Annotated in this window: 26 protein-coding genes and 1 pseudogene; 15 read left to right on the top strand and 12 right to left on the bottom strand. The window is 32.8% G+C overall.

Features of this window, described 5'->3' with window-relative positions; genetic code table 11:
- Positions 1–170: 170 nt before the first annotated feature.
- The 5 genes from ACYQ2D_RS09075 (at position 171) to ACYQ2D_RS09055 (ending at position 7,899) form a co-directional block, all read left to right on the top strand.
- Positions 171–3,239: a type 2 lanthipeptide synthetase LanM family protein gene (locus ACYQ2D_RS09075; protein WP_204454800.1), complete on the top strand. Its 3,069-nt coding sequence runs from the start codon at positions 171–173 to the stop codon at positions 3,237–3,239.
- A gap of 108 nt (positions 3,240–3,347) precedes the next feature.
- On the top strand, positions 3,348–5,489 hold the full coding sequence (locus tag ACYQ2D_RS09070; RefSeq protein ID WP_204454798.1) for a peptidase domain-containing ABC transporter: 2,142 nt from the start codon (positions 3,348–3,350) through the stop codon (positions 5,487–5,489).
- The gene (locus ACYQ2D_RS09065) at positions 5,489–6,394 is read left to right on the top strand and encodes an ATP-binding cassette domain-containing protein (RefSeq protein ID WP_204454797.1); all 906 of its coding nucleotides are present in this window, start codon (positions 5,489–5,491) and stop codon (positions 6,392–6,394) included. Before ACYQ2D_RS09070 ends, ACYQ2D_RS09065 begins: the two co-directional genes overlap by 1 nt.
- Entirely contained in the window at positions 6,394–7,125 is a 732-nt protein-coding gene (locus ACYQ2D_RS09060) for an ABC transporter permease (RefSeq protein WP_204454795.1), read from the top strand. The genes ACYQ2D_RS09065 and ACYQ2D_RS09060 overlap by 1 nt, the downstream gene beginning before the upstream one ends.
- Before the next feature lie 108 nt (positions 7,126–7,233).
- Positions 7,234–7,899, top strand: coding sequence for a DUF6973 domain-containing protein (locus tag ACYQ2D_RS09055; RefSeq protein ID WP_204454793.1), 666 nt, complete (start codon positions 7,234–7,236; stop codon positions 7,897–7,899).
- Positions 7,900–8,083: 184 nt separating this feature from the next.
- On the opposite strand, the pseudogene ACYQ2D_RS09050 reads toward ACYQ2D_RS09055, so the two are convergent.
- A pseudogene (locus tag ACYQ2D_RS09050) lies at positions 8,084–8,308 on the bottom strand (transposase domain-containing protein); the annotation flags it as partial.
- A 111-nt stretch (positions 8,309–8,419) separates the two neighbouring features.
- The gene (locus tag ACYQ2D_RS09045; protein WP_459785230.1) at positions 8,420–8,659 is read right to left on the bottom strand and encodes a hypothetical protein; all 240 of its coding nucleotides are present in this window, start codon (positions 8,657–8,659) and stop codon (positions 8,420–8,422) included.
- A gap of 204 nt (positions 8,660–8,863) precedes the next feature.
- On the opposite strand from ACYQ2D_RS09045, the gene ACYQ2D_RS09040 reads away from it, so the two are divergent.
- The 4 genes from ACYQ2D_RS09040 (at position 8,864) to ACYQ2D_RS09025 (ending at position 10,968) form a co-directional block, all read left to right on the top strand.
- Positions 8,864–9,211 carry a transposase gene (locus tag ACYQ2D_RS09040; protein ID WP_270534373.1) on the top strand — a complete coding sequence of 116 codons (348 nt, stop codon included), beginning with the start codon at positions 8,864–8,866 and terminating at the stop codon, positions 9,209–9,211.
- Positions 9,162–10,022: an IS3 family transposase gene (locus ACYQ2D_RS09035; protein WP_459785229.1), complete on the top strand. Its 861-nt coding sequence runs from the start codon at positions 9,162–9,164 to the stop codon at positions 10,020–10,022. The genes ACYQ2D_RS09040 and ACYQ2D_RS09035 overlap by 50 nt, the downstream gene beginning before the upstream one ends.
- A gap of 197 nt (positions 10,023–10,219) precedes the next feature.
- On the top strand, positions 10,220–10,519 hold the full coding sequence (locus ACYQ2D_RS09030; protein ID WP_459785228.1) for a Mu transposase domain-containing protein: 300 nt from the start codon (positions 10,220–10,222) through the stop codon (positions 10,517–10,519).
- A 191-nt stretch (positions 10,520–10,710) separates the two neighbouring features.
- Positions 10,711–10,968 (top strand): ABC transporter B family protein, encoded by a 258-nt coding sequence (locus ACYQ2D_RS09025; RefSeq protein ID WP_204455005.1) that lies wholly within the window; start codon positions 10,711–10,713, stop codon positions 10,966–10,968.
- 534 nt (positions 10,969–11,502) lie between these two features.
- Here the strand turns inward: ACYQ2D_RS09025 and ACYQ2D_RS09020 are convergent.
- The 3 genes from ACYQ2D_RS09020 to ACYQ2D_RS09010 all read right to left on the bottom strand — a co-directional run bounded on the left by ACYQ2D_RS09020 (position 11,503) and on the right by ACYQ2D_RS09010 (position 12,806).
- On the bottom strand, positions 11,503–11,640 hold the full coding sequence (locus ACYQ2D_RS09020) for a hypothetical protein (RefSeq protein ID WP_204455007.1): 138 nt from the start codon (positions 11,638–11,640) through the stop codon (positions 11,503–11,505).
- An 80-nt stretch (positions 11,641–11,720) separates the two neighbouring features.
- The gene (locus ACYQ2D_RS09015) at positions 11,721–12,305 is read right to left on the bottom strand and encodes an accessory gene regulator B family protein (protein ID WP_204455009.1); all 585 of its coding nucleotides are present in this window, start codon (positions 12,303–12,305) and stop codon (positions 11,721–11,723) included.
- 168 nt (positions 12,306–12,473) lie between these two features.
- Positions 12,474–12,806 carry a helix-turn-helix domain-containing protein gene (locus ACYQ2D_RS09010; RefSeq protein WP_204455011.1) on the bottom strand — a complete coding sequence of 111 codons (333 nt, stop codon included), beginning with the start codon at positions 12,804–12,806 and terminating at the stop codon, positions 12,474–12,476.
- 122 nt (positions 12,807–12,928) lie between these two features.
- Here ACYQ2D_RS09010 and ACYQ2D_RS09005 point away from each other — a divergent pair, with 122 nt between their 5' ends.
- From ACYQ2D_RS09005 to ACYQ2D_RS08995, 3 genes are read left to right on the top strand one after another with little or no spacing between them, the layout of a single operon-like run.
- Positions 12,929–13,498, top strand: coding sequence for a hypothetical protein (locus tag ACYQ2D_RS09005; RefSeq protein ID WP_204455013.1), 570 nt, complete (start codon positions 12,929–12,931; stop codon positions 13,496–13,498).
- Position 13,499: 1 nt separating this feature from the next.
- Positions 13,500–14,219, top strand: coding sequence for a LytR/AlgR family response regulator transcription factor (locus ACYQ2D_RS09000; protein WP_204455015.1), 720 nt, complete (start codon positions 13,500–13,502; stop codon positions 14,217–14,219).
- A gap of 5 nt (positions 14,220–14,224) precedes the next feature.
- On the top strand, positions 14,225–15,529 hold the full coding sequence (locus ACYQ2D_RS08995) for a sensor histidine kinase (protein ID WP_459785225.1): 1,305 nt from the start codon (positions 14,225–14,227) through the stop codon (positions 15,527–15,529).
- Positions 15,530–15,875: 346 nt separating this feature from the next.
- Here ACYQ2D_RS08995 and ACYQ2D_RS08990 read toward each other — a convergent pair whose 3' ends face one another.
- From ACYQ2D_RS08990 to ACYQ2D_RS08960, 7 genes are all read right to left on the bottom strand, one after another.
- Complete coding sequence (locus tag ACYQ2D_RS08990) at positions 15,876–16,280, bottom strand: helix-turn-helix domain-containing protein (RefSeq protein WP_459785223.1); 405 nt, start codon at positions 16,278–16,280, stop codon at positions 15,876–15,878.
- 309 nt (positions 16,281–16,589) lie between these two features.
- The gene (locus ACYQ2D_RS08985) at positions 16,590–16,877 is read right to left on the bottom strand and encodes a helix-turn-helix domain-containing protein (RefSeq protein WP_459785222.1); all 288 of its coding nucleotides are present in this window, start codon (positions 16,875–16,877) and stop codon (positions 16,590–16,592) included.
- 67 nt (positions 16,878–16,944) lie between these two features.
- Positions 16,945–17,358 (bottom strand): dUTP diphosphatase, encoded by a 414-nt coding sequence (locus ACYQ2D_RS08980; RefSeq protein WP_204454954.1) that lies wholly within the window; start codon positions 17,356–17,358, stop codon positions 16,945–16,947.
- Entirely contained in the window at positions 17,348–18,127 is a 780-nt protein-coding gene (locus tag ACYQ2D_RS08975) for an FAD-dependent thymidylate synthase (RefSeq protein WP_204454951.1), read from the bottom strand. Before ACYQ2D_RS08975 ends, ACYQ2D_RS08980 begins: the two co-directional genes overlap by 11 nt.
- A complete protein-coding gene (locus tag ACYQ2D_RS08970; protein ID WP_004606466.1) occupies positions 18,114–18,440 on the bottom strand; it encodes a hypothetical protein in 327 nt (108 codons plus the stop codon). Before ACYQ2D_RS08970 ends, ACYQ2D_RS08975 begins: the two co-directional genes overlap by 14 nt.
- 27 nt (positions 18,441–18,467) lie before the next feature.
- The gene (locus ACYQ2D_RS08965; protein WP_204454949.1) at positions 18,468–20,015 is read right to left on the bottom strand and encodes a relaxase/mobilization nuclease domain-containing protein; all 1,548 of its coding nucleotides are present in this window, start codon (positions 20,013–20,015) and stop codon (positions 18,468–18,470) included.
- Entirely contained in the window at positions 19,993–20,379 is a 387-nt protein-coding gene (locus tag ACYQ2D_RS08960; protein WP_033143206.1) for a plasmid mobilization protein, read from the bottom strand. Before ACYQ2D_RS08960 ends, ACYQ2D_RS08965 begins: the two co-directional genes overlap by 23 nt.
- A gap of 484 nt (positions 20,380–20,863) precedes the next feature.
- On the opposite strand from ACYQ2D_RS08960, the gene ACYQ2D_RS08955 reads away from it, so the two are divergent.
- From ACYQ2D_RS08955 to ACYQ2D_RS08945, 3 genes are all read left to right on the top strand, one after another.
- Entirely contained in the window at positions 20,864–22,297 is a 1,434-nt protein-coding gene (locus ACYQ2D_RS08955; protein WP_204454948.1) for an AcrVA2 family anti-CRISPR protein, read from the top strand.
- Positions 22,298–22,544: 247 nt separating this feature from the next.
- A complete protein-coding gene (locus ACYQ2D_RS08950) occupies positions 22,545–22,643 on the top strand; it encodes a peptide deformylase (RefSeq protein WP_459785218.1) in 99 nt (32 codons plus the stop codon).
- A 30-nt stretch (positions 22,644–22,673) separates the two neighbouring features.
- Complete coding sequence (locus tag ACYQ2D_RS08945; RefSeq protein ID WP_054703388.1) at positions 22,674–22,946, top strand: hypothetical protein; 273 nt, start codon at positions 22,674–22,676, stop codon at positions 22,944–22,946.
- The last annotated feature ends 128 nt before the right edge of the window (positions 22,947–23,074 follow it).

Genomic DNA, 23,074 nt, shown 5'->3' with positions numbered 1-23,074 from the left:
GCATTCCAATGAAATAAGACGTAGTAACATTATCTTTTGAAAATGCATAATACTACCATTACATACTATCATAAAGTATATATAAAGTAAATAGCATTTTAAACTGAATTACAAAAAGGCAACCACCATTGCAAAAAAGTGATGGTGGTTGTTTAATAAGGAGTGAAAATATGGAAAATATATCAGATAGCAGGATATCTTTTGAAGATGTTCTTGAGTTTTGGAAATCATTCTTACCTACTTATGTCAGTAAAGAACAACTTATTAATGAAGTCGAAAAAATAACTGGTTATAATATAAATGAAATCGAGAAAAAATATACTTCCGAAAACCCAGAAAATGTCTCGAAATACTTCGATAGTAAATATACATGGGATAATGAAGATGGTTCCTTCTATCTGAGTAATAATATTTGGTTTGGTTTCTATGCACCAATTCTTAATATTTATTATACAGATTTATGCAATCATATAAACCACTCGAAAATTATTAGTAACAAAAAACAACTTATTAGATCAGTAGTTAATCAATTATTGGAAAAATGCAATCAGATTTCATTTAGAACATTGATTTTAGAAACTAATATTGCGAAAGAAGAAGGAAAACTTATAGGCGATGGACCAGTAGAGAAGGGGAAATATTTTTCAGAAATGATTTTAGCAGATAAGCAATATGTATTGCAATTATATCATATCTACCCAGAGCTTATACGTTGCTTAAAAATTCAAATAGAAAATAGAGTTAACTTTGTTAAAGAAGTTATTTTGAAGATAGAAGAAAATAAAATCTCAATAAAAAAACACTTTGGAGAGACAGGGTGTTTAGTGGATATATCCTTTGGAAAAGGCGATACTCATAATAATGGAAGAATGGTATGTAAACTTATTTTTGATAATATAAATTTGATTTACAAACCTAGAAGACTTGAAATGGAGGAACAATATGTAAAATTAGTTCAGTGGATTAACAGTCAACAGATTCCTGATTTTAAAAAACTTAAAGCTTGCAAATGCTTTAGTGAGAACTCTTGTGGATGGATGGAGTTTGTTACATATAAAAAATGCTGCACCGAGGAAGAAATTTGTGATTTCTATACTAGAATAGGTGAACTGCTGTGCTTATTGCATGTTTTAAATGGTAAAGATATGCATTATGAAAATATTATCGCAGACCGAGATCAACCTGTTCTGATTGATCTAGAAACTTTATTACATGCAGAATTGGTAATGGATAATGAAACTTTAAAATCATTAAACGGGCAAATAGGACAAGTGATATTGAATTCTGTAAATAGTATTTCATTATTACCTACATATATGACTGGAAAAAATAAGGATAAAGCAATAAATATTGGAGGCGTTTCTCAGGGTACTCCACAAATTGCTCCGTTTAAAGATTTATTTATAAAAAATTACGATACAGATGAAATACAGCTGGTATATGATTATGGTGTTATTGCTCCTGCCCAAAACAATCCAGCATTAAATAATAAAAATGTCAATCCGGAACAATATGCAGATTATATAAAAAAAGGATTTACATGTTTGTATAAATGGATGCAGCAAAACAAAGAAGAATTCACATTATTCTTCAAGAAAAACTTATATTGTAAACAAGTAAGACATGTTTTAAGACCGACAAATGTTTATTCAAGATTACTGAGTACAAGCTATCATCCGGATCTATTACATAACACGCTGGATAGATATGTATTCCTTATGTGGTTAAGATTTCAATTAGATGAGGAAATAAGAGAACAGGACATAGCCGCTTTAAAAATAGAGTATGATAGTCTTTCCAGAGGAGATATTCCATATTTCTTTACGTATACTGATTCAAAAAATCTATTTTCAGATAATGAATTTAAAATTGAAGACTATTTTACAAAAACAATTTGCGAAACTATCGAAGCAAAAGTTGAAAGTATTGGTACAGATGATTTCAGAAGACAAATGGCTTTTATTAACGCTAGCTACCGTTTCTCCGATAAAAAGCAACACCTAACACAAACTGTTTTTCAATCACCAGCAGTTTATCAGTCTGATTACAAAGTACTAAAAAAACATTTTACAGAAAAGGCTATTGAAATTGCAGATTTAATAAGTCGAAAAGCCATTTATGGAAAATCAGTACTGGGGAAACCTGCAGCTTCATGGATTGGGATAAGTATCACAAAATCAAAGGTAGATATGATGGGTCCAGCAGGAAACGATTTATATGATGGTAATAGCGGTATTGCTCTATTCTACGCTATTTTGTATAAAGTTACTGCAGACGAAAAGTGGTTGAATATGGTCTATATGGTTTTGGAACCAATTAAAGATGTACTTGACAATCCAGACGAGCATTTTGAGAAGTTTAATCTAGGTGCATTTAGCGGTATGTTTGGATGGCTATATGCAATGCAAAAAATCGCTGATGTTTTAAATGACACAAATATGTATTTATATATAGAGGATAAGCTTCCTAAATTGTTTGAACAGCTTTATAAATGTTCTAATTCCTCAGATGTGATTAGCGGGTATGCTGGTATCTTGTCACTAACTTTGTTCTGGCTCAAAAAAGATATTATTGAGGAAAATACAGCAAAACAGTTTTTTGTGTATATACTTAATAAAATATTGGAAAGTGCAGCTATAGATGACAAAACAAACGGTTACATGTGGGAAGGTGAATATAGCAGCTATGCACATGGTAATGCAGGCATTTCAGCTCAGCTTGCAAAATTATATGAGATTACAGGCGAGAGAAAAATACTGGGTATTATCCGAAAGTGTTTAGATTATGAACGTAGTCTCTTTGATTCAGAGCAAAAAGCATGGCTGAGAAGAAGCGGATCAAAAGAAATACAGTATACCTGGTGTAATGGTGCTATCGGTATCCTTTTAAATCGGATACAATTATTGGAATGTGGATATATAGACGAGTATATTGAGGATGAGCTACGCTATTTAGTCTCTATTTGTAAAGAACATAGTATGGGAAAAGGTATGTGTCTTTGTCACGGAGATGTAGGTAATATTCTTATAATAAAATATGTTGCAAAGTATTTGGGGGATACTGCTTTAGAAAATGAATGCATTTTAACTATGCAGTATTTTATGGAACACTCTTTAAACTTAGTTCAACTGGAGGAAGAAGAGGAATGGGGACTATTGACAGGAGCAGCAGGAATCGGTCTAGGTTTGCTAAGTACATTAGAAGATAATTTTGTTATAGATATATTGCGCCTAGAATAGACCGTGTTTATTGGTTGTTTGTAGCAACATAATTTCTTGATTTAGAGAACGTTTATGTTGCTATGACATTGAATATGTTAACATTCTGGCTATGAAAGGAGAAGTATTGTGGTTAAAAAAGTCCCATATATAGAAATTAATCAACAAACAGAATGTGGTATAGGTTGCATATGTATGCTGTTAAGATTTTATAAGCATTATGTAACATTGACGGAACTTAGAGAACGCTTGGAAGTAGGACGTGACGGTAATAGTTTAAGGCAACTCATTAAACTGATGGAGGAATACAATCTTAGTGCCAAAGCATATAATATTGTTAGCACAAATCTTAAAAGTATCCCAACACCAGCTATTTTATTTTGGGATAATAGGCATTTTGTTGTTCTAGAAAAAGTCAATAAAAACACCTATTATATTGCAGATCCCTCCTTAGGATACCTGAAATATACATATGATGAGTTTGAAAAACATTATTCAAATACAACAATTATCGTAAAGCCCAATGAGAATTTTGAAAAAAAAGCTCAAGCAAAAGTAGGGTGGACATTTGTAAATTCAGTTTTTCTAAGCGAGAAATCTTTATATATTAAAATGGTAGTCGCATCACTATTTATGTATGGAACTACTTTAATCATACCGATTTTAATCCAGTATATAATTGATGCTTCAGCCAGCCATCAAGTTTCGCTTAATTTAGCCTACTTATTTATGTTACTTACATTAGTTTCGTTATTTTATCTACTTGTATTTCGGCTAAGAGGAAAAAGTGTTCTTAATTTACGTGTTAAGGTAGATAGAAAACTTAACACAGAGATATTCAATCATCTGTTGAGGTTACCTTTTAAATATTTTGAGTTAAGAGGGAAAGGTAATATAATTTACAATATAAACAGTACAGCGACTATTAGGGAAATTTTTACTAGTCAGTTAGTTACAGGTATAATTGATTGTGGAGCAACAATTTTTATAGGAATTTATATGATAATAAAATCCCCAATTCTATTTGCTATAGCATTTTTCTTATTCCTATTAAATATTATTGTTTTAAAAATATCTTATCGGACACTTTTGCAGAATAGTAGGGATGTATTGGTCGAACAAAGTACAAGTCAATCTGTACAGATGGAGTCCGTATACTCAATATTGGGAATAAAAATGACTTCAATAGAAAATAGTATTTTTAATGATTGGGAACAGAAATTTTCTAAATATATTTCTAAATTTATAAAAAAAGAAAACTACAACCTTTCAATGAATTCATGGTTGAGTTTTTTGCTATTTGCTTCACCGATAATCATTCTTTGCTGTGGACTTATTTTAAGTAAAAATGGAAATATAACAATTGGCGAGACAATTGCCTTCTATACATTAAGTGGAAACTTCTATTCTTTGTCCCATTCTGTATTTAATACGTGGACGGGTATAATTAATAGCAAAGCAATTTTTGAAAGAATATCTGATATAATTTTAGAAAAACCAGAAAATACAAATCCAGAAGGAGTTAAATGTGAACTAAAAGGTGATATTAAATTGGAAAATGTTAGTTTTCGATATACAAATAACTCTGGAAATGTACTGAAAAACATAAATATGCATATTCCGGTTGGAAAAAAGATATCCATTGTAGGTAAGTCTGGAGATGGCAAGACAACATTAGCCAAACTTTTGGTGGGTTTGTACCGTCCTTCTGAAGGACATATATATTATGACGATTTAGAAATAGACCAATGGAATTTGAATGCATTAAGAAATCAGATTGGAATTGTACCTCAAGATGTTTCTTTGTTTAATAAGACTATATACGAAAATATTGTATTAGATTCAAATAAAGAAGTATCTTTTGAAGATGTGAGATCAGCTTGTCAGGCTGCTGAAATATTAGAAGAAATTGAGACGATGCCAATGGGATTCAATACCATAATTTCAGAAATGGGGATGAACTTATCTGGAGGTCAAAGGCAACGTATTATGTTGGCAAGAGCAATTTTAAACAAGCCACAAATACTAATTTTGGATGAAGCTACAAGTTCTTTGGACAATATTAATCAAGAAAAGGTTTCACAAAATTTATCTAAATTAAATTGTACACAAGTGATTATAGCTCATCGATTATCAACTATTATTGATTCAGATATTGTATTCGTTTTTGAGGATGGCAAGATTGTAGAACAAGGAACACATGAAGAATTATTAACTAAGGGAGGAACATATTATAAACTTTATACAAATTTTGATAAGGAGAATCTGTAATGGAAAATATAATAAAAACTTGTGGTCTTACAAAAGTATATGGTCATAATGAAGTGATAAAGAATATTAATATGACAATACAGAAAGGAGACATATATGGTTTCATAGGTGAAAATGGAGCTGGAAAAACAACCTTAATGAAAATTATAGTAGGGCTTATAAAACCTAGTGAAGGCAATATTCAATTATTTAATGGTCTTAATCCTAATATTGCCAGGAAAAAAATTGGATGCATAATAGAACGTCCATGTCTATTTGAAGACTTTAGTGCTTATGAAAATTTAAAGCTTTTTAAAGATTCATTTGGAATCAAAAATAATGGTATAGAAGAAATATTAGAACTAATTGATTTACCAAGATTTGACAAAAAAGCTGTAAAGCATTTTTCGCTGGGCATGAGACAAAGATTAGCAATTGGTATAGCATTACTTGGAAATCCCGAATTGTTAATTTTAGACGAGCCTTTAAATGGACTCGATCCTGAAGGGATTAAACAGTTACGTAATTTACTGATTGTTCTTAATAAGGAAAAATCAACAACCGTACTGATTTCCAGTCATATATTAGGAGAACTATCAAAAATTGCAACTAAGTATGGGGTTTTACACAAAGGAATTATGGTCAAAGAGTTTAGTATTAATAAATTTCAAACTGCCCGAAAAAGATATGTACATATTAATGCTGCAAACATTCCTAATATTAAAAATATCCTTGAAAATGTGTTTCCGAATGCCACCTATGAGATTGTTTCAATGAATGAAATGAATATATATATTGATAATATTGAAGCAAAAGATATTATAAAAATATTATACGATAAAAAAATACCTATTAATGAAATTTCTAATATTGGTGAAGATTTAGAAAATTATGTATTCTCGTTAATGAGAGGGGAGGGAAATTAATGTTATCACTTATCAAAGCAGAGCTTTATAAACTAAAGCATTTAAAGATATTTTACTTAGGTATAGTGCTGAATCTTTTTATAGTTATCTCAATGTTATTAGGCAGGAAAACACTGGGTAGCATAAATAATGTTTCCGATTTTGTCAATATAATGTATAGAAATTATTCTTTTGCTTTACCTATATTATGCTTTTCTACAACATTTGCATCACAAGAATTTTCACAGAAAACAATATATCCAGTTATAGCTAAAGGAGTATCTTTTAGTAAAGTCTTTATTAGCAAGGCCATAGTTTCATGTATGGGAACAATGCTATATTTCATAATAGGATCTGCTGTAGGCATTGGTTTATCATTTTATGTTTTTCCGGATAACTACGCACCAGACCTATTATCTTCTATTGTTAAAATATTTCTACTTGAAACTCTGATACATATCGCTTATACAGTTTTTGTTTTAGCTATAACTTATGTAATCAGAAGTAGTAAAATGAGTATACTTACAAACTTTACTATTATGATTTTTTTACCTGCATTATTACATGGTATTATGAAAACATTTAATCCGATTATTAATTTAAGAAGTTTGTGGATTGTAAATGTTGTCAATTTGCTTGAAATAGGACGCAATATTGAATGGTTTTATTATGCATTTATCATATCTATTTTTTATATTGTTGTTTGCACTTTAATTAGTGTTCTGGTAGGGAATAAGCGCGATATTTCATAGGGCGTATTTAGTTTTGTAAGTATCTTATACATTTGGAGAATACAAATAAGTTATCGCTTTATACATATTAATATAATTAAATTAGAATACAAAAGATGGGAGATTAAAATGAGAAAATTTAAAAAATGTATCTTGGGATTATTGACATGTAGTATTTTGGTTTGTACAGCTAGTATAAACGTTAGCGCTTATTCAGAAAATGCTAATAGTGACATACAGGAATGGAGCGACGAAGAATTTACCGTACTTATCGACTTTATTAATTCATTAAAAAGTCAGCATCCCAATATGAGCAATGAAGATATTATTAGACTACTAGACGAAGTCTATAGGACTCGTTCTAGCATTTCTGATATATGGGGGGCATTAACTGATAGTGAAAAAAAGCTAGTTGTAAAATACCCATTTTCTGCTTTGAAAGTTAATACCGCAAAAAATGTTGCTCTTGAACAAACTGAATTAAAATTTGGTAATAATGGTTTAGGTGACAGAAGCGATGCATTTAGGCATGGTTTATGGAATGCTGAAATGGTTGTAATGATTGGCAGTGAAAAAGCCGAACTATTTGCAACTGCTCATGAAGATAAAGATATGATAGGTACTGAGGCAGATGGCCATACAAAGTTAGAGCATAAGGAGATGGATCTTCATAACAATAATGTTGGAAGAAAAATTGCAGAAGCAAATATTAATTTAAATGTTGACGAAATGGCTGACCTAATTTATAAAAATATTTTTATTGAGACTACTGACTTTATCTGGCTAAATGAATAAATTCCTTAATAATAAAAGATAAATGATGATAAATAATTTCGCCTATAAAAAATTCACTCTATCTTTACAAGAGGGTGTCGCAAAATCATCAAATTAGATGATTGAGCGATGCCCTCGATCTATGTAAGCGCCAAATAGCAAGTACCGTGACATTTTTAGGCGGCTGCTTTGCAGCCATCGATATTTAAGCTTTGCGAATCCCTGCCGGAAGTTTTTCTGACCAGGGCAGAAGATCTTCCAGAAAAGAACAATCCTTATCATTCATGTGTTTCGGAATCTCTTCCAAGAGATGATGCACATAATCAAAAGGTTTCAGATTATTGGTTTTTGCAGTTTCTACAATACTGTAAATGATTGCGGAAGATTTGGCTCCATGAATCGTATCGATCATCTGCCAATTCTTTTTCTTATGTGCTTAAGAACATAAGAAGAATTATGTGCCGAACTTAGTTATGTGCTCATAGAGCCTAATCAAGCATATTTATATAATGCAGATCACTTTCTATGAGCACATAATTTTTTAGCATAATGAATTCAAGAAGTTCATGATATCTGCAGATGGCTTGTATTTATAAGAACTGTTACCGGCACTTCCCACTTTTTCCATAGCTTTACGTTTGAGCTCCATATCGGAAATCATATATTTATGTGTTGTTTCTTCCCGATAGATTGCCTGAATCTGTTTCATCAGCAGAAATGCATGGAAGATTTGAATCGTCGTGGGAAGGATTTCGTTGAGTCCTGGTGTAATGAAACACATACAACGACCAAAAGAATTCCAAACTGTTTTTTGCAAAGCAAAAATGTAGGTAATTGCAAAATGTTGTGTATGTAGGTAATTGATTATTCCGGGGCCACACCGGACTGGCGGCTCTATAATGGTATCGTAATTTAAGACACTTCAAGAGACATTTCTTAATGAATCTGATATACTGTAAACACTACAGAAAGAAGGATCATTATTATGTCTCGAACAAGAAGAAATTTCTCCGCCAAATTCAAATCAGAATTAGTGATTGAACTGCTCAAAGGAGAAAAAGACTTAAATACAATTGCAAGCGAAAACAATATTCAGCCAAACCTTCTCCGCAACTGGAAGAAGGAATTCCTCGATAAAGCATCCGTGGTTTTTGATGACACACGAGAGGATAATCTGAAAGAAAAACTCGCTTTAGAGCGCAAGGAAAAAGCTGAATATGCGAAAAAAGTTGGCCAGCTCACCATGCAGGTGGATTGGTTGAAAAAAAAATCTGAAGAAACACTTGGACCTGACTACGAGAGTAAATTTAGTCCAAAACCTTTTGAAGACTAAAGAACTTCCAGTTAAAACAGGAGCTGCGCTTCTTGATATCAATCGTACCAGTGTTTATTACAAGGGCACGCCCATATCTCAGGAGGAGTTAGATTGCAAATCGATCATAGATCGATTACACACGGATAACCCGGCCTGGGGAGCACGACAACTGTCTGCTCAACTGAAGAAACGAGGGCATCAGGTTGGCCGCCGGAAAACGCGCCGTTATATGAATGAAATGGGGATTGATCCAATCTATCCAAAAATGAACCTTTCTAAACGTATGCAACAGGCTAAAGTCTGCCCGTATCTGCTGCGTAACGCCGTTATCGACCGTCCTAATCAGGCATGGTCAATCGACATCACATATATCGCCATTAAACATGGATTTTTATATTTAACAGCTGTGATTGACTGGTACAGCCGCTGTATCGTTGGATGGGAAGTCGATGATACTCTGGATACCAGAATGGTCATAACTGCGCTAAAGAAGGCGTTTATGGTAGCAAAACCTGTTATCCTGAATTCGGATCAGGGCTGTCAGTTTACAAGCAATGAGTATATGAATTTTCTCAAAGAGAACCAGATCTTTCAAAGCATGGATGGTAAAAGCCGCTGGGCTGACAATATCATGATTGAACGATGGTTCCGGAGCTTCAAGTACGAGGAAGCATATCTGACCCAATATAACAATATCAGAGAAGCACGGAAGGCAATCGGTAAATATGTGCACACTTACAACTTTGAACGTTGTCATTCTGCACTCAATAATCAGACACCGGCATCCTGCTATTATCCGATCCTGTTACTGGATGATCATGCAGCCTAAGGGGGATTTTTTCCCCCTACCCAGTTACATATATCAGTTCATTATAAAAAGCTTAGATTTTTGTCTTGACAACTGAACCACTATACTCTGCCGTACCATAATATTCAGTAATTGCAAAAAGACCTTGGGGGCTACTCCCCCAAACCCCTGTAAAATCAACGAATGAAGCAAATTAGTACCTACATTTACTCCATCCGTTGATTCGGCAAATACCTACAAAATCAGGTTGCAACTTTCTGTATTTTACTTTTGCAACAAACATTCCAAACATACATTATCTTCAGGAAGAAAGGAATCTGTTGTTACCATTGCCAGATCGTCGTTATCGCCTGAAGGAATTAGAAAGCAGGATTATTAGTCCTGACTGCTATATCAGTATTGGCGGAAATAAGTATAGTGTTCCCGATATCTTTGCAGCAAAACCATGTATTTCAGAATTATTTATGGGTTTAGGATCGAGTTGCAGTTTTATGACAGAAAGAAGAACTATGTTATGAAATTGGAAGCGTCACGTAACAAGCATGAAATCCTGACGAATCCGGAGCACTATAAAAATGTAGCGCCAAAGGCGCCAACATCGATTCCGTAGATACGAAGGGAATTCACTGCCAAATACAGTAATGGTCTGGCTTACCTGGAAGCAGCTGGAAAAAAGTTTGATCAGCCCACGCATTACGCAAGAAAGATTATGCTGCTTGAAGAACTCTATGATACAGATACCCTCAATCGTTTTATCGGATATGCAATACAGCATGATTCTATGGACATCCTGTCATTTAAAGAACTGCTCAAAGCTTACAATGCAGGCAGGCTGTCTCTTCCTGAGGAATCTAAACAGAGACAGGAAGTTTTATATAAAACCGGAGAATACCATGATGATAATCCAGAACTTTTACGGGATCTAGATTACTATGAACAGAATGTAGGAGGAACAGTAAATGCCTAGTGAGAAAAGTGCTGTAAACGCAGCCTATATAGAAGCTAGAATGAAACTAGATGATTTAATGCCTTGGGCGGAGGCAGTACAAGCGGAATGTAAGTAACTTCGAGGATGGTAAAGCCATCCTCATTATTTTTATAGGCACTTTGTTATTAAGTGCTTACAGTGATGAGTCTATTATCTCACATTGGATGATTTTGAACAGGTACTTACTATTTTGCGTTTACCTTAATTTTACACCAACTGCCGGATTCTTTCGAGGTCTGGCAGTTATTTTTTCACTAGAAAAGGAGCTACGCATTACTTAGTGCGACAGCCCCTTATGATATTAAATAAGTCTCCAAACTGAATAATTCTTTCTAGTTTGGAAGCTACACAATTTCAAAATTGCAACCTCTGTTATCTACTACAAGGATGTAAGCAGTTTTTATCTAGTATGCCTTATCCATTTATAGAAAAGCTGTTCTTCAACTGAAATATACTTTGATTTTGTGTAATAATTTTTTGAGAACAGAAAGAAATATTCTCCCTATAGTTCTTTTACTTTTTTCGCAATATTGCCTTACCTTGCTCGGAAAGTTTCGGTTGATAACTAAATCCTGCTGATGCAAGACCTGAACCATATAAAGCAATTTGGTAAATAAGATTAGTAAATAAATCTAAAATCTTGTTACGCATAAATAACCTCCTGTAATTTTAAAAATATATTTATAGTCAATTACGAATTCATCTTAAAACTACATAATAAGTTTTCAAGCTTATTTTCGTAAAAGCCTATCAAATTTAACTTTTAACTGAAGAACTGCAACCAGTAAAAGTGTATTAGATATAACAACTATATACGGATTTGATTTATAGAAAAAAAGCAAAAATATACTAATCGATATATATATTATCAATAAACCTAATGTATAAATTTGAAACTTTTTTTTTTGGCTATATAATTTTTCCTGACACTTATCCAGTAATGGACCAAGAAATAATATTACAATGCCCGACATAAATCCAATAATTACATATGTGTATCCTGACAATAATATGGCACTATGGTAAATGGGTAGTACACTAATTATAAAAAAGAAATTACTGTATATAAAACATTTTGTAAATGTATCAGCATGATACCCGCCATTCAATATCCGTAAAGAAGTAAATATTGTAATAAATATTAAAGAAAATGATGCTTTAAAAAAAATAGTACCTATAAGAAATATAGTAAAGCCAGTAAACACAGTAGAAAAAAAGAGTTCAAACCCATAAACATAAATTTCTCTATACATATTACTAATATTTTGTTTTTTTAGCAAATAATCAGTGCAATATTCAGATGCTTTTTTCTCCAAAGCAATCCTCCTTTCATGCATTTATCATACAATATCTATTTAACTTCATGTGCTAAATATTGTTTTTTGTCCTATTTTTAATGTGTTTTGAGGTAATATATTCAATTTACATTCATAAATCGACAATTTACGTTCAAAAAAAATTCAAAAAAAATATATATGGTATTCTTAAAAGCGTTTACATGTATCAATATAATACGATAAAACGAATAAGAAAAAATCTTGCTCGTTACTCGAAAGCTGAGAGAAATAATAATTAAGTTTATCCAATAAAATAGTTGCATTTTCATCTATGGATATAAAATCAATAAGTAACTTATCTATACTCACATTAAGTACAGAAGAAATATTTAAAAGTTTCTCTAAACTGACCATTAATTCCCCTCTCTCTAATCTACTTACTGTACTTATTGACATATCACACTTAGCAGCTAATACTTCCTGAGACATTTTTCGAGATGTACGTATTTGTTTAATCCTATTTCCAATTAATTTGTTCATAATTTACTATCTCCTTTTGTTTTATTTTATCAGCTCTTTCCATCAAAGTTGAGAGAGCAATATGCCCATATATTTACAAATATGCTCATATTTGATAAAATAAAAACAAAAAGGGGTTTACTATGGAAAAAAAAGAAAGTAAAATAGAGGAAGTATCCGCAATAAAGATGTCCATGTCATCTCTTCATTATAAAGGTATAGACATTAAAAATACATACAAACGTTGCATAGAGGCTTTATTGGCATATTATTATGAATTTCAAGATACAAAGTTTTTAGAAGTAGCCTATAAATATATTGAAGCATTTTTAGACACTGGATTTATGTATAATGAATATTCTGAATTATTTAATATTGTGATTGATTTGTTGGGAATTACCTATGAAGAAGTAAACGCTAAAAATAAATCTAGTTTTCCAAAACTAAAGTTGAACAAACATCAAATTAAAAACGTTATCAGACGTTGGTCACCATCAAAATATCATACAATGCCAATAAATGAAGTGATAGATGATATAATTTTCAAAGTTAAAAATAAAGAAATCGGTATATATAGTTATAGTAGTAATGCAAAGCCTGGAATTACCGAGGATGATTTAAGTAATGATACCTATGAGTTAATCATAACTCCTATAGACGCATATTTCAGAGATATTAGACGCGGCATTTTTTATACTCTTGAGGAGGATTAGTATGTTAAAAATTGCTATAGTAGATGATGAAGAAGCATATTTAATTTATTTAAAAAAAGTTATAGAAAATACATGCAGAGATAAACATATAAATGTAGAAGTTGCGACATATGGTAGTAGTCAATATTTTTTGTTTGATTTACAAGAAAATGTGTATTTTGATATTTATATATTAGACATAGAAATGCCTTTTATAAATGGGCTTAAAATAGCGGAGTTAATACGTGAAAAGTATCAAAATAATTATATAGTATTTGTAACAAGTCATTTGAAATATTCAATTAATGCATTTGAATATAATGCATTTCGATATGTAAAAAAAGAAGATATAAAAAAGAAAATACCAGAGATAATACAAATCATAAATCATAATGTTGAAAATGAAGAGTGTAATAGTTATATTGTTGCTACAAATAATCGATATGAAAAAATATTTATTAAAGATATAATATACATATATCGTGAAGGAAATAATGCTATCATATGCACCCGAAATGGATACAAAACTAAAATTAGAAAAGGTTTAAAAACTTTATTAACAGAAATAAATTCAGATGATTTGTTCTTTATAGACAGAGGAATCATTGTTAATATAAGGTATATTATAAAATTAAATAATAACATTCTAACATTAAATAACGGGGAAAATCTTATTGTTAGCAGGCCGCATTTGTCAGATGTAAAGAAAAAAATATTCCATAATTGGAATGGGAGGTTCTAAGTATAATGATAAACTGTATAGACGTTATCATAACATTTATTGAATGCTTTATTTGCTATAAAACATTGGAAGCTTTTTTTGAAAATAATTGTAATAAAAAAAAGTACTATATACTTAAATACCTTCATTTGTTATTAATGACAGTTTTAATAACTATTGTAAATAATATATCTGTATATTTTGTAATGATTCTTCCCTTTTTAGTGGTCATACTTATGTCCATAGGATTTTATATAATCAACAATGAAGTTCACTTTCTGAAAGTCTTTACAGTAGTTAATTTGTACTATTTACTAATTCTTACATTAGATCTTTTTATGTTGTTTCTTTTAGGAATAATTTTGAAAAAACCACACATTGGTAATATTATAGGTACCGGTGGTGGTCACTATGAAAGAATTGTCTTTATAGTTACAATGAAAATGATTTTGATTATTGTATATTTTCTTTTACTAAGAAATATACATAATATAAAAATCTATTTTGAAGAATATCACAGAGAGCTTTTTGTAATATCAATTATTTTATATGTTAGCGTTGTCTGTTATCAAAAAATAGCTTTTATGAAAATAGAAGATAATATTTTAGACAACTGGATTTCTTTTTTAATAACTTTGATTTTAATAAGTGTTATATTAGGGTTACGTTCGAAATATCAAGGACTATTAATGCGTGAAAATTCAATGAAACTAGAAAATCAACTTCTTCAAAAAAATTTTAGTAATCTTGATGAATCAATCCTGGAAATCTCAAAAAAGGTTCATAATACTAACGCTATTTTAACAATTATACAGCAATATCTGGAAGACTATAAAGTTGAAGAAGCCATTGAATATATTAAAAAGCAACGTAATGAATTAACATATTCAAAATTAAAAATTTGGACAGAAAACAAACTAATTAACTATATTCTAAATGATAAAATATCCCAGGCTCAATCACGTGGTATAATTGTAGAAGAGGATATTGCATTATCTAATATAAATATACGAGATGAGGATTTATACATAATTATTGAAAATATTATGGACAATGCAATCGAGGCATGCAATAGAATAGAAAAAGGCGAAAAATGGATTCATATTTGGATTGGTACGATTAATAATATGTTAATAATAAAAACCGCAAATAGTTCAGATAATGAAACAATCTCTATAAAGAATGGAAAATTAATCACAAGTAAGGAAAATAAATACATTCATGGTTTAGGACTTAAAATCGTTCGTGAAAAAGTAGAGTTTTATAATGGACATATGGATTTTGACATTTTACCCAACGAGTTTAGAATGAATATAGGCCTGTTTTTTTAAATATAATAAACACTATATAAAACTGAAATATTTGATTATTCAAGATGTTGGGGCCAAAAGAGTTTGTAAAAACTCTCTGACCTACCATATAGTACCTTGAAAATTTTATACAACTGGATTTTTATGGTTTTCCCGATGTTAGTAGGCAATACCAACATGACAGTTATCCTTTTTGTTATACCAATACTGGATTTTGAGCATAGTGCCCCAAGCCCTTTCGATAAGTAAAGAGTTTTTTTGAGTTCAATGCTTCGATTTTACATCCAAAGAAAAAACGTCCTTGGATTAGTCCTCTGATCATCATCCTATCCGCATGATATTGTCTGCGTAACAGGGACGGCAGGGTTTATAATGTTCTATTGAAATTCCAGAAACGGTTAATAATCTTGCTTCTATAACTACCACACCGATTGAAATAAGAGATGCAAATATCTAGTTTTTTTCGTTGGCGTATTGTATCACGCAACGATAAGTCTAACGAGTTTACAACAAGGGCTTCCACATCATTACTATTTAATGTCTTGTTCTCTTTTATTTGTTTTCCTTGTAAAAGTTCTGTTACTGTAATACTAAGTACATCAGCAATAGGAATAAGTAATATAACATTTGGCATACTGTTTCCACGTTCCCAGTTACTAACTGTTTTATCCGACACAAACAACTTATTTGCTAAGTCTTTTTGCGTCATATGTTTTTCTTTTCGCACTTCGGCTAAAAATTGTCCAAATTTTTCATTGTTGATTTGATACATTTATGCCACCGCCTATCGTTATTTTAACTATTTACGATAAGGTAGGCAACCTATTAACGGGAGCGTTCCTCTATTTTTCTAACTTATGAGGAGAATTTTTATTTTTTCTGTTGTTCCTGCGAATTGTTGTTCTGTGAACTGTCTGCGTTCTGGCTATCTTTATCCTACAACACAATATCCTCTGCTTTTATATATCAGTCCACATCTGCATTCAAGTTTTTCATGATGTCATATTGGCTACTGGAGTGATAAGTTACACAACTGAGCAGGAAATCGGAATGAACTGCTTTTTCTATGAAACATATAAAGCTATGCTTCGGAAGCTAATTCATGCATCCAAAAAGCTTCATATTCTTTTGGTTCTGATAATACTGGAACCGTAAGAATATCTATTTGCATTCCAAGTATTTTTGCTATTTTATCAAGGTTTTCATCACGGAGCTTTCTGGCATCTGCTTCATACTGAGCGATACGGACATCAGCAGAATCTTCGGGAAAACCAAGTGTGATACCAAGTTCTTTCTGAGTTAAGTGCTTTTTTGTCTTAAATATTTCAATTTTCTTCCAAATGTGATCATTGTAGTGTTTCCTTTCCATTCGTTATTTTGAGTGTGTGAGGTGTCGAATCATAAGTTGTTCGACACCTCTGATTTTGTAGGGAAGATTATTCACCGGTACTTCCAAATGCACTGATATCTCTTGCCTCTCCAAGATCAAGAACAAAGTCGGCGATTAGAACGGGAGTGATAACCAGTTGTCCTACACGGGTATCTTTGAGGAGTGTCTGGGATTCTGAACTAACATTACTGATGATGGCATGAATTTCTCCACGATATCCGGAATCAATAGGCGGAAGTTCGCAGACCAATCCTTTTGCAGCCATGCTGCTTCTTGGAAAGACATAACCGGCATATCCATCCGGAATCATGAGACCAAATCCTAAGGGGATTCTTTCAATTTCTCCCGGCTTTAAGGTGCAGTCATAAGGCATATATACATCTGCCCCGGCATCATTTTCATGGGGACGGAATGGATAATGATCTTTCTCTAATCCAAAGTCGATTAATTTAATCTTCATAAACAGCTTCCCTCCCTTCTACGAGCAGAGGATAATCTGCTCTCATTATTTCTAATGGAGACCAGTCTTTTGGGATAGGGATTCCACAGGACATAGAACCTTCTTCACAGCATTCCCTCTGACAGAAAGGACCGGTCAGCTTCGGTGAAAATAACACCGGATCAAATTCATATAGTTTCTGCCAGATATCCAACATTACAATTCTTGTTTCGTCGGTATTTCTCCTGCAGATACGCTGACCGATCATATGTTTCCACTCATAAGGTGTAGCGCAGATAATCAGAATATTTCTCAAAGCATGAGGAAGAGCATAACCGGCAGAGTCATGATGAAATCCCACAGAACATAATTCCTGATAACATCTGAGATCCGATAAACAGCTTTGCAGATAGAGATCAATGTATCTCTGTTCGGAAAAAAGGATTTCATATGGGATCACAAATGCAGCTTTTTCTGAATAGTTGCTATATTGTAAAGAAGCACTCATGAATTTTACTTCGTTTTGATGACGAGTGATCTGTGCAAGAAAACGTCTGCTTGCGCCTACAATTGCAACTGTGATCACCGTAAATTTCTGTACGGTTGGATGGGGAAGACTGGCAATCCGGTCTACGGTTTTGTCTGTAAAAGATTTATGGTAAAGTGTCATAAGATCATCCATGTTTTGGATGGAGTGTCCCTGTTGGGTAAGCCTAGCTGCGAATACCATATTTTGAGCCGCTTCCTGAATGGTGTAACTATTTAAAATCTTTGTCTCAATGTGATCCATAGGCTTGCTCCTCCTTTATCAATGCTTTCAGCAGAATAAGATAGTTGATGCAGTCGGTGATCTTCTCATCCCATTGCTCTAAGTCAAACTGGAGCAGAGAAGAGTAACACATATCATACAGAGATACGACATGCTTCGACATCATTCCGGCCAGAGCAGCCTTAGGTGTGCATCCCTGTAATGAGGCAGCGATTTTAAACGCACTCAGGCGGTCAATGCGGTCTCCGGTGTATTCTTTTTTCTTGTGTGCCAGGACATCGGCACATTTTCGATATTGTTGTTCAAGGACAACATTAAATTCATTTTGTGTCATATTGTAATTTCTCCTTTGTAAAATGATTTATAATTCGGGTTCCTGTGTCCTTTGCTTTTTCGGAACCTGGTTGTGGAGAATTGCTTCCACATTTTTGTCTACGGTTTTTAAATCTTGTGTCAGATCCTTTAGAGATTGGATGGATGATTTTTGCCGATTAATCTGTTCCTGCAATCTAGCTTTTTGCTCCTTCAATGTTTTGATGGAATGCATCTTTCCATCCGGATAAAATGATTTTAGCCAGTCGCGGGCTTCTTCATATGCCTGAATTTCAGCGGTGTGTTCCTTTCGGAATCTGCCTTTGTTTTTTGCTTTTAAAAATTCGGTATAGAGCGCTTTCTGTGCAAAATATTGTCCGGTGTAATGGATCTGACGATTGATGCTTTTCAAATCTGCATTCATTTCCATAAGCTGATCTGTTGCCTGATCTAACTGTTTTTGAGATTTGGAAAAGGCATCTTTTAATTCAGTTTGGGTATTGTATCCATGTTCTTGCACATAGATAATGGTATTTGCCATTTCCTGAAGATTGGATATTTTTACCCGATGAGCATATCCGGGACTTTGCATTGCTTTCACATTTTTCTGAAGATCTAGCACCAACCGTAAATGCGATCTGACATAAAGAATGGTTATTGGATCTTTTTGTGAGAAGAGCTGTTCTAAATGTTCTTTGCCGTATTGAGTCCCTAAAGCCTTCTCAGTAATTCGTTTGTCCCGATCCGGATGGAGATAACGATATCTTCCTCTTTCTTCAATGACGGAAATCTGATATTTTTCAAAAAGCAGAGATTGGAATTCCTGAAAGCTTTTAGAATGCGAGCTGCATTCTTCGATGGCATTCCTAAGTTCTTGCTTCTGTGTCTGAAATGTAGTGGCAGTTGGTTTCAACCCATCTGCAATGATTTTTTTGTTTGTCTCTTCTAATTTTTTCTGTCCGGATTTTTGCGCCATATATTCAGCCTGTGTGATTTTTGTTTCAGCTGGAGAGAGAAGATCAACCTGATGAAGTCCCTCCTGGATGCACATATCCATAATTTCCTTTTTGAAATAATTCAGGAATTTATTTGTGGATCGGTGCTTGTATCCGGCAATTTCTTCATGGGGCTTATCCATGTAAGGTAGTCTTTTGACAGCTTCCTTACGGACGCTGTTGATCACAATATGCGTATGGATATTGCCGGAACCATTGTGACCATCGGTATGTGTCACGATAAGAGCCTGATATCCCGGAAAGATTTTCTTTGCAAGTTCTAAAGATAGAGCCTGTGCTTTTTCTCCGGTCAGCCCACATTCTGATTTGTCATCTGGATCAAAACTGATGATATAGTGATGACTTTTGATTTCAGATCTGCTTCGGTTCTTTTTAAAATGTTCATTACATTCATAGCATTCAACATCAAAAGTATCGGGATTACAGTTGAGACCATCCACATATAATTCATCTCTTCGCAGTGGCCGATTAAATTCATCGAGAATCATTTTTCCGGTTGATTCATCATGCTGGAAGATGAGATAATTCAGAGCATCTGAATAGTTTGCATTCCGACTTTTAATATGTTTCACTATTGCCACGATAATCACCTATCATTTTTAGCAGGTCCTTTTTTAACCTATAGAGGTCGTAAAGACATTGCTGGATTTCGTTTGTTACAGATTTAGAGTACGCTCCTCCTGTATTGAAATATTTTGCGATCTGATTAAGATTAGAGCCGATTTTTCCATACTCTGCTAAGAGCATTTTTATTGTTTGGCTATCAATGACAACTTCATAGTGTATAGCCATTTTGTGATCTAAAATCAGGTTTCTCAGATAATCAGAACGGGATAATTTCGCCTGAGAAGCGGCATGATTGACTAACTCTAATTCAATGTCACTTAATCTTAAACAAATGATATTAGAGTGTTTCATTTCATTTCTTTTTTTCTTTGGTGCCATGTTCCTCCTCCCTTAATTGAGTGCTTCCAACTTCAGGGCACTCCACTAGAAATATCAGCTGTCCCTTCTGATACTTCTGGTGTTGCGTACACATTTTATGTGGAAGCCAATCTGACATTTTGTGAATGTCAGTAACGAGGGTATGGGGAGCGTAATCCACATCAAGATAAAACTCAGAGTAATCGGAAAGCCAAAACGGCGATACCGTATTACTGGGTGGATCTTGCTCTTGAAAGATTAACCCTCTCATATAACGAAATGCTCAGAGGGAAAAATACAGGGCGAGATAGAAAAAAAGTAAAAAAACTGCTATACTACATTTCAGAATCATCCCCCAAAATAGACTTTGAGAATAGAGGGTGAGATGCACCTTATGAAACAGAAGATGGATGCTTATCTCTTCTATGTGTGCGTAAGACAATAGATGATGTATAATAGTTTTATGTAGAAAAAATTTTGAATGTGTGATTAGGAGTTGAAATTAATGTATTTGCCATTAGAGTACGTGAAACGTTATAGTGTTTTGACAGAGTTATATTGTAGTGAGGAATATATTAATTGTGAACCTGAGGTATTACTAGAGATGATTGCAGATGCTGATTGGGGAACCAGTAATTATTCGGGTCCAAATAAAGAAAGATATATTCATACATATAATATGTTTGATAAAAACTATTTTGCTATGCATACAATAAGTGCTTGTTTTGCAACAGCTGGATTTGCTGGAGTCTGGAAATATAATAAGATTGTATATGAACCGGATTATGATTTCTCGCAAGCACTCTTAGGCACAAATAAATTAAGAGTATATCCGGAAATGCTCAAACATATACCGTTTGATACCTTTTATTTGGACTTCTCAAAAAATGAACTTTTCGTATATGAAGGATTTTTTGTACAAGTAAAAGTATACGATACAGGAGTAATAAGAATATCCTCTCTTCCGACAGAAATCGGATATTCACATATACCAGTACATGAGTATGAAGGCGAAAATCCCACGGCATATGCAGATACATTTTGGATAAAACCAGAGATGTATAGTGTTGACAATGGCGTATATTATTTTGATTATAATTTGCATAAAGATTTGATGTATACATCAGATAGTTTTAGGACGCAGTGGTTTATTGGAGGAGTGAGTAATTTTAGACTGTTTTTATTACAATTTTTGATGTATTTATCTTCGAAAGAAGCGGATGTTATTGAAAGTTCAGAAACTATAAAAACATATAAACCATCAAGTTTGGTGAAAAATAAATATTCAGAAGTACGTAAGTGGAATGTTGGATGCCGTTATGGAGAAAAAATAAGAAGTTATCAAAAAAATAAAATGCAACAATATGAGAACAGTGAAAGCAGTCAGAATGGAAAGCGACCACATATTAGAAAAGCTCATTGGGAGCGGTATCATGTGGGAGAAGGGAGAAAAGATATTATTACAAAATGGAAAGAGCCAGTTTTTGTAAATGGAGACTTTAATGATATTGTTGCGAATATACATGTTGTAACAAATAAAGAAGCAGACTGTTCATTGGGAGAAGGGCTTGTTAAACAATATTTAGAAGCGAAAAAAATCTCTTTTCGTACAGAACATTATATACGAGAAATACGAAAAAGATATGATTTTTCGCTGGAATGGAATAAAACATTACTTTTTATTGAATTTGATGGAGAACAGCATTTTAAGTCGATCAATCGCTGGGGAGGGAAAAAGGGATATTTGAAAAGAAGACAAGCTGATATAGAAAAAAATGAATATTGTCGTAACAAAGGCATTCCGTTATTAAGAATCAGATTTGATCAGGCATACTTGATTCCTAATATGATAGATGATTTTTTAAAGAATAGTGAAAAATACTCTCAACAATTTAATACATATCTTGCGGATGATGTGTATTATAGCATTTGTCAGTAATATTAAAAAAATATGAATAGGTAAATAAGGAATAATTATGTGTGAAATTCATGTCTACACAACCGGATATGTTATCAATATTAGAGAAATTAAAGCAGAAAGAATAGTGTTTTATGATTAGATTTTGGCTTTAATAATTTGGCGCAAGAAAAACATCAGATATAATTCAGAGAATATTAACATGAAAAATTACAAATGTGTACCATAAAGTATCTAGAGTATTCTATCTGCCCCAGAAGTTGAATATTTGGATATGAATTGGAAGAAACAGAATTTGAAACTTGATGGATGGATCGCGCAGATCTGTCAGCATGAATTGGATTATTGGGAAGGAATATTGATATAAGCAGCGTAAAATTTACAGGAGAGATGGTTTATGAAAACAGAAAGAACAGATGAGTTGTACAAGGTTTTACTTACTAAAGGATATCCGAAAGAACTTTGTTCAGAAATAGCTTATAATATCTTGAATACTGATTATACGGCGACTAGAATGTTAGGATACTTGTATCGTTACACGGAACCTAGAATGGAAGATGTAATAGATGAAATGATAGCAATTTTAAGTGACCGGGAAGAATTCATAAAGAAAAAAGAAATGGAACAGGCGCAGGCTGTTATAAACGAGATTTATAGAAATGGGTTGTGATATAAAATATGAAAATAAAAAAATTCAATATGAATAGTAGTAATTTGTAACGATAGTTGTCGAAGAAAATCCTTTGACAACTATTTTTTTAACTTTTTATCATAATCACCCTGTAAAATCCATTGATT

This window comes from Blautia stercoris (assembly GCF_054657695.1).
The sequence above is the reverse complement of the archived record's forward strand: the minus strand, read 5'-3'. Positions and strand labels throughout refer to the sequence as shown.

Coding starts and splice junctions, on each gene's coding strand:
- ACYQ2D_RS09025 (WP_204455005.1), top strand. CDS start 10,711: ATGCTGCTTGAAGAACTCTATGATACAGATACCCTCAATCGTTTTATC.
- ACYQ2D_RS09005 (WP_204455013.1), top strand. CDS start 12,929: ATGGAAAAAAAAGAAAGTAAAATAGAGGAAGTATCCGCAATAAAGATG.
- ACYQ2D_RS09075 (WP_204454800.1), top strand. CDS start 171: ATGGAAAATATATCAGATAGCAGGATATCTTTTGAAGATGTTCTTGAG.
- ACYQ2D_RS09055 (WP_204454793.1), top strand. CDS start 7,234: ATGAGAAAATTTAAAAAATGTATCTTGGGATTATTGACATGTAGTATT.
- ACYQ2D_RS09060 (WP_204454795.1), top strand. CDS start 6,394: ATGTTATCACTTATCAAAGCAGAGCTTTATAAACTAAAGCATTTAAAG.
- ACYQ2D_RS09010 (WP_204455011.1), bottom strand. CDS start 12,806: ATGAACAAATTAATTGGAAATAGGATTAAACAAATACGTACATCTCGA.
- ACYQ2D_RS08975 (WP_204454951.1), bottom strand. CDS start 18,127: ATGGATCACATTGAGACAAAGATTTTAAATAGTTACACCATTCAGGAA.
- ACYQ2D_RS08960 (WP_033143206.1), bottom strand. CDS start 20,379: ATGGCACCAAAGAAAAAAAGAAATGAAATGAAACACTCTAATATCATT.
- ACYQ2D_RS08955 (WP_204454948.1), top strand. CDS start 20,864: ATGTATTTGCCATTAGAGTACGTGAAACGTTATAGTGTTTTGACAGAG.
- ACYQ2D_RS08945 (WP_054703388.1), top strand. CDS start 22,674: ATGAAAACAGAAAGAACAGATGAGTTGTACAAGGTTTTACTTACTAAA.
- ACYQ2D_RS09040 (WP_270534373.1), top strand. CDS start 8,864: ATGTCTCGAACAAGAAGAAATTTCTCCGCCAAATTCAAATCAGAATTA.
- ACYQ2D_RS08985 (WP_459785222.1), bottom strand. CDS start 16,877: ATGGAAAGGAAACACTACAATGATCACATTTGGAAGAAAATTGAAATA.
- ACYQ2D_RS09020 (WP_204455007.1), bottom strand. CDS start 11,640: ATGCGTAACAAGATTTTAGATTTATTTACTAATCTTATTTACCAAATT.
- ACYQ2D_RS09065 (WP_204454797.1), top strand. CDS start 5,489: ATGGAAAATATAATAAAAACTTGTGGTCTTACAAAAGTATATGGTCAT.
- ACYQ2D_RS08990 (WP_459785223.1), bottom strand. CDS start 16,280: ATGTATCAAATCAACAATGAAAAATTTGGACAATTTTTAGCCGAAGTG.
- ACYQ2D_RS08970 (WP_004606466.1), bottom strand. CDS start 18,440: ATGACACAAAATGAATTTAATGTTGTCCTTGAACAACAATATCGAAAA.
- ACYQ2D_RS09000 (WP_204455015.1), top strand. CDS start 13,500: ATGTTAAAAATTGCTATAGTAGATGATGAAGAAGCATATTTAATTTAT.
- ACYQ2D_RS08995 (WP_459785225.1), top strand. CDS start 14,225: ATGATAAACTGTATAGACGTTATCATAACATTTATTGAATGCTTTATT.
- ACYQ2D_RS09045 (WP_459785230.1), bottom strand. CDS start 8,659: ATGTGTTTCATTACACCAGGACTCAACGAAATCCTTCCCACGACGATT.
- ACYQ2D_RS08980 (WP_204454954.1), bottom strand. CDS start 17,358: ATGAAGATTAAATTAATCGACTTTGGATTAGAGAAAGATCATTATCCA.